The sequence below is a fragment of the Gordonia sp. 852002-10350_SCH5691597 genome, assembly GCF_001665715.1.
Classification (GTDB): Bacteria; Actinomycetota; Actinomycetes; order Mycobacteriales; family Mycobacteriaceae; genus Gordonia; species Gordonia sputi.
The window spans coordinates 1-10673 of the sequence record NZ_LZMO01000191.1; the positions used below are offsets into that span (position 1 = coordinate 1).

The window sequence follows — 10673 nt, forward strand, 5'->3', positions numbered from 1 at the left end:
CCCCCCCGGGGGCAACGCCCCCCCCGGGGTCAACGCGCCCCCCCCCGGTGGTTGAGCCGGCCGCGAGCGCAGCGAGCAGCCGCGCCGAAACCACCCCCCCCCCCGCTGGTTGAGCCGGCCGCGAGCGCAGCGAGCAGCCGAGTCGAAACCACCCCCACCGAGGTCGTCGTCGCGGCGAATCTGGTGAAGGACTTCCCGATCCGCGGCTCGGTCCCGTTCCGCAAGGCCACGCCGTTCCGCGCCGTCGACGACGTCAGCTTCACGCTCAACCGCGGCACCACCACGGCGGTCGTCGGCGAATCCGGCTCCGGCAAGTCGACCGTCGCGCGCATGGTGCTCGGACTCCTCGAACCAACTTCGGGCACAGTCCATTTCGACGGCAGCGACGTGACATCGCTGAAGGGCGCGCAGGCCAAGTCTTTTCGACGCCGCGTTCAGCCGGTCTTCCAGAACCCGTACGGCTCGCTCGATCCGATGTACTCGATCTACCGTGCGATCTCCGAGCCGCTCGTCGTGCACAACATCGGCGACAAGGCGTCGCGCATCGCCCGCGTCCGCGGTACATGACCACCAGGTGGCTGGCGCGCTCGGCAGCCAGGCCCAGGTCGTGGGTGATCAGCAGGACGGCCGTGCCGAGTTCGTCGGTGAGCGTGGCGAGGTGGTCGAGGATCTCGCGCTGCACCGTGACGTCGAGTGCCGACGTCGGTTCGTCGGCGATGAGCAGCTTGGGCTTTCCGGCCAGACCGATCGCGATGAGCGCGCGCTGCTTCATGCCGCCGGAGAACTCGTGCGGATACTGCGCCGCACGCTTCTCGGGATCGCGCAGACCTGCCTGCCGGAGCACTTCGACGGCACGCGTGCGGGCCTCGCCGCGCTTGGCCGCTCCGTTGGCGACGAGCGTCTCGCGGACCTGGAATCCGACGCGCCACACCGGGTCGAGGTTGGTGTTGGGGTCCTGCGGCACAAGGCCGATCCCGCTGCCGCGCACCTTCTCGAACTCACGTCGCGACGCCTGTGCGAGGTCTTTGCCGTCGAACAGGATTCTTCCGCCGGTCACCGTGCCGTTGCCGGGAAGCAGTCCGAGGACCGCGGCGGCGGTCGTCGACTTACCCGAGCCGGATTCGCCGACGATGGCGACGGTCTGGCCGGGATACACCGTGAGTCCGACGCCGCGTACCGCGGGTACGTCGCGCCCGCGTGAGCGGAAATCGACTCGTAGGTCAGAGATTTCGAGCAGCGGTGCCGGTGCGGCGGTCTCGTTGTCGGAGGTCAGCTCGGAGTTCGTTGTCTCCGTTGTCATCAGCGGGTCCTCGCCTTCGGGTCGAGTGCGTCGCGCAGCACGTCGCCGAGCATCATGAACACGAGGACCGTGATGGCAAGTGCGGCAGCGGGATAGAACAGGATGGGCTGACCTTCGCGCAGCAACTGCTGGCCCGCGGCGATGTCGATGCCCCAGGAGACGGCGGTCGACGGTAGGCCGATGCCCAGGTACGACAGCGTCGCCTCGGTGACGATGAAAACGCCGAGCGAGATCGTCGAGATGACGATGACCGGGCCGAGCGAGTTCGGCAGCACGTGGGTGAACAGGGTGCGCAAGCGCGACGAGCCCAGCGAGCGCGACGCGTCGACGAACTCTTCGTTGCGCGCCGAAATCGCGGAAGACCGTGCGATACGGGCGATTTGGGGCCAACTGAAGATCGCGAGGACCAGCACCACCGTGTAGACGGTGCGCGCCGAGATCATCTGCATGGTGACCACGGCCGCCAGGATCAGCGGGATGGCGAAGAAGATGTCGGCGAGTCGGGAGATCAACGAATCGAGCCAGCCGCCGTAGAAGCCCGCGAAGATGCCGAGGAATCCACCGACGATCACCACCGCGAGCGTCGTCAGGATTCCGACGAGCACGGAGTCGCGCGCACCGTAGATCACACGCGCGTAGATGTCGTGGCCCTGCAGGTCGGTGCCGAACCAGTGCGCGGAACTCGGTGATAGCAGCGAGTCCTCGAGGTTTGCGTACCGCGGATCCTGATGTGCGAACAATCCGGGGAACGCGACGATCAGCAGGATGAGGACGAGCAGGATCATCGAGACGATGAACACCGGCTTGGTGCGGATCTCCTGCCACGCCGACTTCCAGAAGCCTGCCGGATCGACGTCGTCGACGAATTCGTCGACCTTGAGCAGCTCGACGTCTTCGGCGTCGGCGACGAAGCGGTCCTGGCCGGGAAAGAAGCTGGGGTACGCGTTCAGAGCCGCGTCAGTGTGTGGGGTCTCAGGCATAGCGAATCCTCGGATCGAGTGCGGCATAGAGCAAGTCGACGACGATGTTGCAGACGAGGTAGATCAGCACGAGCACCGTGACGAAGGAGACGACGGTCGGGGCCTCGCCACGGATGACCGCTTGATAGATCGTTCCGCCGACGCCGGGGATGTTGAAGATGCCCTCGGTGACGACGGCTCCGCCCATCAGCACGCCGACGTCGGTGCCGATGAACGTGACGACCGGAATCAGTGAGTTGCGCAGGACGTGCACGGTGATCACGCGGGGTCGTCGAAGGCCCTTGGCCGACGCGGTGCGTACGTAGTCGGCGGTCAGATTGTCGGCGACCTCCGAGCGCGTGAGTCGCACGATGTAGGCGAATGAGACTGCGCCGAGCACGAATCCGGGAAGGATGAGGTGATAGAAGTCGAGGTTTCCGCCGACCGTGACCGGGAACAGATGCCACTTCACACCCAGCAGGTACTGCGCGACGAAGCCGAGCACGAAGATCGGTATCGCGATGATGATGAGGGTGACGATCAGGATCGCGGTGTCGTACCAGCGCCCCTTGTTCAGGCCGGAGATCACACCGAACACCACGCCACCGATCGTTTCGACGACCAGCGCGATCAGAGTCAGGTTGACCGTCACCGGGAAGGCGCGCTTCATGACGTCGAACACCGGTTGCCCGGAGAACGAGGTGCCGAAGTCGAGGTGGAACACCCCGCCGATGTAGTTGAAGTACTGCACATAGAACGGTTGGTCGAGGTGATACTGCGCGCGTAGTTGCTCAATCAGGGCCGGGGACATGGGTTTTCCGCCACCGAGAGCCGCGATGGGATCAGCGGGGACGAGAAAGACCATGGCGTAGATAAGGAACGTGGCGCCGAAGAAGACGATCACCATCTGTCCCAGACGGATGAGGAGATATCTGGTCACCGGGTCACTCCTTCGCTTCCTTGGTGATGTTCGGGTAGTCGGGCAAACCGTTCCAGGCCAACTGCGCGGTGACCTCCGAGGCCGAGCCTCCGGCGCCGATGTAGTCCCACAGCGGAATGTTCGGCAGATCCTTGAGTAGGGTTTCCTGCGCGACGTTGGTGAGCCGGTAGGACTCGTCGTCGGTGCGTGCACGCTGCGCGGCGGTCAGCCGCGAGTCGAACTCCGGCGAGACGTACTGCGCGTCATTGGAACCGGCTCCCGTCACGAAGATCGGCGCGAGGAATTCCAGCATCGACGGGTAGTCACCCTGCCAGCCCGTCCTCGCGGCGGTCTTGATCGTCTTGCTCGTGATCGCCGACCGGATCTGCTTGAACGTCGGCTGCGGAGCGCCATGCGAGTCGATGCCGAGGGTGTTCTTGATCTGGTTGCACACCGCGTCGACCCAGACCTGGTGATCGCCGTCGGAGTTGTAGGCGATTTGGAAGGAGCCGTTCCACGGCGCGATGGCGTTGGCCTCTTGCCACAGCTGCTTGGCCTTGGCGGGGTTGTAGTCGAGGACGTCGCTGCCCGGGATATCGCCGTTCCATCCAGGTAGGGAGCGTGCCGTGAAATCTCTCGACGGCGTGCGGGCACCACGGAAGACCACCTTGGTGACCTCCGGACGGTTGATCGCCATCGAGAGCGCCGCACGACGCAGTTCTCCTTCGCGCCCCGCGGCGAAGTGGGGCAGGTAGTAGGGGATCGCGATCTGCTGGTTGGACGCCGTCGGTTTGGTCAGTGCGTGCTTGCCGAGCGCCTTCTTGTAGGAGTTGAGCGCACTGACCGGCACCGTGTCCGTGACATCGAGATTGCCGGAGGTGAGGTCGGTGTATGCGGTGTCGAGGCTGGAGTAGAGGACGAAGTCGATTCCGCCGTTGCGCGGCTTGTCGGGTCCCTTGTAATCGTCGTTGCGTACGACGTTGATCTGGACGTTGTGGCGCCACGCGTCGGGCCCCGCCATCTTGTAGGCGCCGTTGCCGATGGGGTGTTCGCCGAATTCCTTTGCGCCCTCGGTGAAGAAGACGTCGGGGAGCGGCTTGAACGGCGTGAAGCCAAGGCCCAGTTTGAAGTCGATGTTGGGCTGCGTCAGGCGAACGGTGAAGGTGTGGTCGTCGACAACCTTCAGGCCCGACATCTGATCGGCGGTCGAATCCTCTCCTGCGACTGCCTCGTATCCGTCGATCGGCTCGAAAAAGCTCTGCTGAAGTTGGGCGTTCTTCGTCGCTGCGCCGAAATTCCATGCGCGAACGTAGTTTTCGGCCTTGACGGGTGTTCCGTCGGTAAACTTCCAGTCCTTCTTCAGATGGATTGTGTAGTTCTGGTTGTCCGTGGTGTCGACGGACTCGGCGTTCGCCAGTGAGGGTTTGCCGTCGGCGTCGTACGAGTACAACCCGGTGAACAGCGCATCCACCACACGGCCGCCGCCGTTTTCGGCGGTGTTCGTCGTGATGAGTCCGTTCTGCGGCTCGGTGCCGTTGACACTGATGATGGCATTCGGACCGGTCGTATTGACCGTCCGCGCGCCGTCCATGCTGCAGCCCGTGGCGACCATTGCGGTCGCCGAGGCGAGTGCGAACAGGACTAGCGCGATCTGCCGGCGTGGACGATGTCGGCGTCGCAAACGAGCCTCCCCCGGATCATTGTTTTGTAGACATTCCTACTGACCTTACGGCTTGATTAGTTAGACAGATTCACGAAATCAGACCTATCGGACAAGCAACTTCTCCAGCCCTGCTCAGAGCATCGAAGATCGATACGCTGGTGTGGTGAAAGCCAGCTCGTCGGAGCAGACTCGCGTTGTGCTGTGGTCGGTGGTGACCGCGCTCGTCCTCGTCGTCCGCTTCCTCGCTGTGCTGGTCACGGCTGTGTGTGTGATCGCGTGGGTTGTTGCGATGGTGCGCGACTCCTGGAACAACATGTTCTTCATCCCAGCGATCGTCGCTACCGCGGCACTCCTGGTCAGCACCTACCTCTACAGCTACCTCCGGGCGCGATATCCCCGTCGAAACGGGCGTCTCCTGTGATCAGGCCCGTGGACCTCGGTCCGCATTGTGGGCCCCGTTGTTGCTGAGATCACACCTTCCACGGCACAATCGGGGGAACGTCGGGGTGATCAATGGAGGGCGCGCATGTCAGATGCTGCAGCTGTGTCCTCGTCTATCCGTCGCGCGTACGAAGAATTTCTCGCGGGCGGGTCTGTGCCCGAGACTGTGCGATCGGTCGTCCGCGACTCGTGGGCACGCTCGCTCGAACGCGGAGTCGACCCGGGTGCCGGCGTCAACTCGTCACAGGCGATGAGCGACGAGGAGTTCGCTCGCTATCGGGAAGCACACCCGATCACCGCAGTGCGGCCCATCGTGCAGTCCTTGATGCTCGACGACATTGCCGATTCCGGCGTCGTACTGGCGCTGACCGACAACGTCGGCAGGTTGCTGTGGGTCGAAGGCGAGTCGTCGGCCCGTGACCGGGCCAGCCACATCAACTTCGTCGAGGGGTCGGTGTGGAGTGAAGAGGTCGTCGGTACCAACGCGCCGGGCCTTGCCCTGGCGACCGACAAGAGCGTCCAGGTGGTCGGGCCGGAACACTTCTCGAGTCCGGTGCAGGAGTGGAGTTGCGCTGCAGCGCCGGTGCATGATCCTGCGACAGGGCACGTCATCGGCGTCATCGACGTGACCGGCGGGCGTGAGGTCGCGGCCCCGTTCGCGCTCGCCGCGGTGCGGTCGGTTGTTGCCGTGGTCGAACGTGAACTGAAGGCGCGGGCCGTCGACCTATCTGTTGCGTCGACCTTCGAGGCAGGTGCTCGAGCACGACTGACCGTGCTCGCTGACAACTCTTATCGCTGGCAGCGCGGGGGAAATGCCGCCAACGGGAGGTCGCTGTCCCGACGTCACGCGGAGATCCTCTTGCTGCTGCAGCACTATCCAGAGGGCCTGAACACCGAACAACTCGCGTTGATGCTCGCCGATGACGGCGTCGACCCGGTCACCGTCCGCGCCGAGATCTCTCGCCTGCGCCGCGACCTGGGTACCGATGTGATCGAGTCCAGGCCGTACCGCCTGACCGTCGAATTGTCGTCTGACGTTCGAGATCTTCGTGAGCAGATCGAGGGCCACGGGGATCTCGTCCCGGTGATCGAGGCAATCGGTCGCGGTGGGTTGCTTGTCGAGTCGAACGCTCCCGGAATCACGGAGCTGTTCGAGGAGCTCCGCGAGGACGTCCGCTCGCGGGTCATCGCGGAGGGGCAGGTCGCCGCACTTCGGGCGTGGACCTCGTCTGTGCACGGTCGCGACGACCTCACCGCCTGGCGCCGGCTGGAGCATCGACTGCCCGTCGGGCACCCCGACCGCGCGCTCGTCGGAGGTCGGATCAGGATTCTCGACCGCCGCTACGGCGTCTGATTTCGCGACACTCTCCTCTCCTCAAGTGCTTTGAACAGGGGTTTTGTCGACCTGCAACGTTGCAAACGTTACTGCAACGTGGCTGCAACCACTTCGCTCCTAATGTGTGCAGCAGATCACACACGGCCTATCGAGTGGCTTGTGTGGCAACGAGAAAATGGCACTGAGGAGCTACACAATGACTGTCTACGCAAAGCCGGGTACCGACGGCTCGGTGATGTCCTTCGAGTCCCGCTACGACAACTGGATCGGCGGACAGTGGGTCCCGCCCGTGAAGGGGCAGTATTTCGAGAACCCGTCGCCTGTCGACGGCAAGACCTTCTGCGAGGTCGCACGCTCGACCGCCGAGGACATCGACCTCGCGCTCGACGCCGCGCACAAGGCTGCCCCGGAGTGGGGCAAGACGGCTGTCGCGGAGCGCGCTCTGGTGCTGCTGCGTATCGCCGACCGCCTCGAGGAGAACCTCGAGAAGATCGCCGTCGCGGAGACCTGGGACAACGGCAAGGCTGTCCGTGAGACTCTTGCCGCCGACATCCCGTTGGCGATCGATCACTTCCGCTACTTCGCTGGTGCGCTTCGCGCTCAGGAGGGTTCGATCTCGGAGGTCGACGAGGATACCGTCGCCTACCACTTCCACGAGCCGCTCGGCGTCGTCGGCCAGATCATCCCGTGGAACTTCCCGATCCTGATGGCCGTGTGGAAGCTCGCTCCCGCCCTCGCCGCGGGCAACGCCGTTGTCCTCAAGCCTGCGGAGCAGACCCCGGCGTCGATCCTGTACGTGATGAGTCTGATCGCCGACCTCCTGCCCGCGGGTGTCATCAACATCGTGAACGGCTTCGGTGTCGAGGCGGGCAAGCCGCTCGCGTCGAGCAACCGCATCCGCAAGATCGCGTTCACCGGTGAGACCACGACCGGTCGGCTGATCATGCAGTACGCCTCGGAGAATCTGATCCCGGTCACCCTGGAACTCGGCGGCAAGAGCCCGAACATCTTCTTCAACGACGTGATGGCGGCCGACGACGGCTTCTTCGACCGTGCGCTGGAAGGTTTTTCGATGTTCGCGCTCAATCAGGGCGAGGTGTGCACCTGCCCGAGCCGCGCGCTCATCCAGGAGGACATCTACAACGACTTCATCGAGAAGGCTGTCGACCGTGTCTCGAAGATCAAGCAGGGCAACCCGCTCGACACCGACACCATGATGGGTGCCCAGGCGTCGAACGATCAGTACGAGAAGATCCAGTCGTACCTCGCGATCGGCAAGGACGAGGGCGCCAAGGTCCTCATCGGTGGAGAGGCTGCTCACCTCGGTGGCGACCTCGAGGGTGGCTACTACATCAAGCCGACCGTCTTCTCCGGTCAGAACAACATGCGCATCTTCCAGGAGGAGATCTTCGGTCCGGTGCTGGCCGTCACGACCTTCAAGGATTACGCCGACGCCATTCACATCGCCAACGACACCCTGTACGGATTGGGCGCGGGCGTCTGGAGCCGTGACGGTGCCACCGCCTACCGCGCAGGCCGCGAGATCCAGGCCGGACGCGTGTGGACGAACACCTACCACGACTACCCGGCACACGCCGCGTTCGGTGGATACAAGCAGTCGGGCATCGGCCGCGAGACCCACCTGATGATGCTCGAGCACTACCAGCAGACCAAGAACCTGCTGGTCGGTTACGCGCAGAACGCCAAGGGCTTCTTCTGATCCTGACGCCAGGCACGTCGACGCCGCCACGCAACCTTTTTCAGGTTGTGTGGCGGCGTTCGTCGTGTGCAACGCGTCTGCAACAGAACAGCGACTACTCTGTGGTTCAGATCACAGTGAGAGGTAAACGATGAGCAGTACAGAATCAACCCCGTCGACGTCGGCCTCAGTGGCCGCGGACGGAGCGGTGCCTGATCGTGTGATCGCCACAGACGCCGCCGTGCAGCTCCGACAACTTGGTCAGGAGCTGCACGGCGGGCTCATGATTCACCAGTCCGGCGGATGCTGCGACGGTTCGGCGCCGATGTGTTATCCCGTCGGCGACTATCGGGTCGGCCAGCGCGACGTCCTCGTCGGAACCATCGAACTGCCCGAGCCCCTGCCCAACGTGCGGGTCTGGATCAACGGCGACCAGTTCGAATTGTGGAAGCACACCCAGTTGATCCTCGACGTCGTGAAGGGTCGCGGCGCGGGATTCAGTCTCGAGGCACCGGAAGGGGTCCGATTCCTCTCTCGCGCAAGAGCTTTCAGTGCGGAAGAGAACGCGATACTCACGGCGAATCCGCCGTTGACCGGCGCTGCAGTCGGCGTCTGACGAGGTCGCTTCACTGACGACTCTATTGTCCGAGTCGTCGGAAGGGTCCGAACTGCGAGGCCGCTGCGAGTGTGGGTCATTTGATCTGCTAGCTTTCTCACATCGTCATCGACGATGTGGTCGGGGACACAGGGCTACACAGAGGATTTACCAGAATGAACCGCAAGATCAGTTGTGCAGTTGCCGTCGCGGCCGTGGTGGGAGCCGTCTCGTTCGCAATGCCGGGTACGGCATCGGCCGCACCGGTGTCGACTTCGAATTGCGCCAAGGTCGCGACGCCATCGAACCCGAACGGCTGGGGCAACACCGTGCTCGACGAAAAGGGTCAGGCAGGCAAGATCACTTCCGGCGTTGCCGGCGACAGCGACGGCTCGCTGGAGTTCAACACCTCGGCATCGACCGAGCGTCAGGCGTCGTACCACTCGGCCGGCAGTCTGCCGCTCGCCGATCTCAACGGCAGTGCGCTCACCTTCCAGAAGTCGGACGGCAATGCCAACTGGCAGATCCGCATCACGGGCGCGAACACCGGCACGCCGACCGGGTTCGCCACGCTCGTGTGGGGTGCTCCCGTCGGAGCGGGCAAGGCCGACGCGACCTCGTCGAACCAGTGGTGGGCGACCCGCAAGCTGGGCAACATCCCTGCCGCGCAGAATGCATCGCTGTCGGCTCTTATTGCGGCCGCGAACTCGGACGGCAAGAAGGCCGTCGTCGACCTGTACGGAATCTCCAGCCAGCCGGGTGGCACGGCTGATGCGAAGGTCAACGTCGACGAGGTGACGTTCAAGGGCTGCACGACCAACTTCAAGGTCTCCGGCGGCGGAAACGGCTCGATCGAGTTCCCGAACTTCGGTTCGTAATCACGTCGTCTCGCACGTCAGCGATTCCTCGACCGGGGTGGCCGCAATGTGTCCGCCCCGGTCGATTCGCGTCATGGCTGGGACATGTCGCCGGTGGCCGGCAGAGTTTGGACCAGATTCAGGCTGCCGACGACGGTGACGTGCTGGTGTCGGTCACGGATCTCGCCGATCGCAGACGAAAGGTCGGGGCTCAGTTCCGGTCCTCCAGGTGACTGTCCTACGAGGTCGAGTGTGGTGAACAGTTCGATCTGAATGATGCCCATCGCGTACTCCTGATGTTGGCGGGTCGACGAAGGGGCAGACCCGATGTCGTTCTAGAAGTCATCGCCGGCGCGTGACGATCGGCGAAATCCGGGTCTCCGCATCCGCCGATCGGGGGATGCGACCATCAACCGGCCAATCGGCCGCGCAGTGGATGTGAGCCCGCCGGTGTCAGGCCGAAACTCATTGGTGTCGAAAGAAAAACACCAGATCGGCCGCGAGACCGGGAAATCGAGAAGTAGCCCATGTACTCCACAACACAGGACTCCACAACACAGGACTCCACAACACAGGACTCCACAACACAGGACTCCACAACACAGGACTCCGCAACACAGGACTCCAGCGTCGGCGCCACCGGCAGTGCGGCCGCCGCATCCGCTCCCAAGCGTAAGAACGTGATCGTCGGCGTCATCGCCGGACTTGCACTGATCATTGCGGCCATCGGAATCGGCATCGGTGTGACGGCAATGGGCCACAGCGGAACCGCGCATGCCGCGACGACGCCCTACAGCAATTCGTCGACGAGCGGCGGGTCGCAGTCGGACGGTGCCGCTACGGTATCTCCTGCTGTGCCGTCGACGCCGGGTAACGACGTCTCGCCCGCAGTGCCGTCGCAGCC

At 63.9% G+C, this 10673-nt stretch carries 9 protein-coding genes and 3 pseudogenes; 7 read left to right on the forward strand and 5 right to left on the reverse strand.

What is annotated here, in order from left to right:
• Positions 1–159 precede the first annotated feature (159 nt).
• Positions 160–558, forward strand: a pseudogene (locus A5777_RS13960) (ATP-binding cassette domain-containing protein); the annotation flags it as partial.
• Here A5777_RS13960 and A5777_RS24215 read toward each other — a convergent pair.
• The 4 genes and pseudogenes from A5777_RS24215 to A5777_RS13980 form a co-directional block, all read right to left on the reverse strand.
• Positions 551–1300, reverse strand: a pseudogene (locus tag A5777_RS24215) (ABC transporter ATP-binding protein); the annotation flags it as partial. The pseudogenes A5777_RS13960 and A5777_RS24215 sit on opposite strands and share 8 nt — an antisense overlap.
• Complete coding sequence (locus tag A5777_RS13970; protein ID WP_064863121.1) at positions 1300–2280, reverse strand: ABC transporter permease; 981 nt, start codon at positions 2278–2280, stop codon at positions 1300–1302. The gene A5777_RS13970 and the pseudogene A5777_RS24215, both read right to left, overlap by 1 nt.
• Entirely contained in the window at positions 2273–3199 is a 927-nt protein-coding gene (locus A5777_RS13975; RefSeq protein WP_005207646.1) for an ABC transporter permease, read from the reverse strand. Before A5777_RS13975 ends, A5777_RS13970 begins: the two co-directional genes overlap by 8 nt.
• A 4-nt stretch (positions 3200–3203) precedes the next feature.
• Positions 3204–4790, reverse strand: a complete 1587-nt coding sequence (locus tag A5777_RS13980; RefSeq protein ID WP_064863122.1) for a peptide ABC transporter substrate-binding protein — start codon at positions 4788–4790, stop codon at positions 3204–3206.
• 211 nt (positions 4791–5001) lie between these two features.
• Here A5777_RS13980 and A5777_RS13985 point away from each other — a divergent pair, with 211 nt between their 5' ends.
• From A5777_RS13985 to A5777_RS14005, 5 genes are all read left to right on the forward strand, one after another.
• The gene (locus A5777_RS13985; RefSeq protein ID WP_082933673.1) at positions 5002–5262 is read left to right on the forward strand and encodes a hypothetical protein; all 261 of its coding nucleotides are present in this window, start codon (positions 5002–5004) and stop codon (positions 5260–5262) included.
• A 105-nt stretch (positions 5263–5367) separates the two neighbouring features.
• Complete coding sequence (locus A5777_RS13990) at positions 5368–6636, forward strand: helix-turn-helix domain-containing protein (protein WP_064863123.1); 1269 nt, start codon at positions 5368–5370, stop codon at positions 6634–6636.
• Between the two features lie 178 nt (positions 6637–6814).
• Positions 6815–8338, forward strand: coding sequence for an aldehyde dehydrogenase (adh, locus tag A5777_RS13995; protein ID WP_064863128.1), 1524 nt, complete (start codon positions 6815–6817; stop codon positions 8336–8338).
• A gap of 130 nt (positions 8339–8468) precedes the next feature.
• Entirely contained in the window at positions 8469–8933 is a 465-nt protein-coding gene (locus A5777_RS14000) for a DUF779 domain-containing protein (protein ID WP_064863124.1), read from the forward strand.
• A 155-nt stretch (positions 8934–9088) separates the two neighbouring features.
• The gene (locus tag A5777_RS14005) at positions 9089–9790 is read left to right on the forward strand and encodes a hypothetical protein (protein ID WP_064863125.1); all 702 of its coding nucleotides are present in this window, start codon (positions 9089–9091) and stop codon (positions 9788–9790) included.
• Between the two features lie 71 nt (positions 9791–9861).
• On the opposite strand, the gene A5777_RS14010 is transcribed toward A5777_RS14005, so the two are convergent.
• Positions 9862–10053, reverse strand: a complete 192-nt coding sequence (locus A5777_RS14010; RefSeq protein WP_064863126.1) for a hypothetical protein — start codon at positions 10051–10053, stop codon at positions 9862–9864.
• A 293-nt stretch (positions 10054–10346) separates the two neighbouring features.
• Between A5777_RS14010 and A5777_RS25825 the strand changes: the two are divergent.
• Positions 10347–10445: pseudogene (locus A5777_RS25825) on the forward strand (hypothetical protein); the annotation flags it as partial.
• Between the last annotated feature and the right edge of the window lie 228 nt (positions 10446–10673).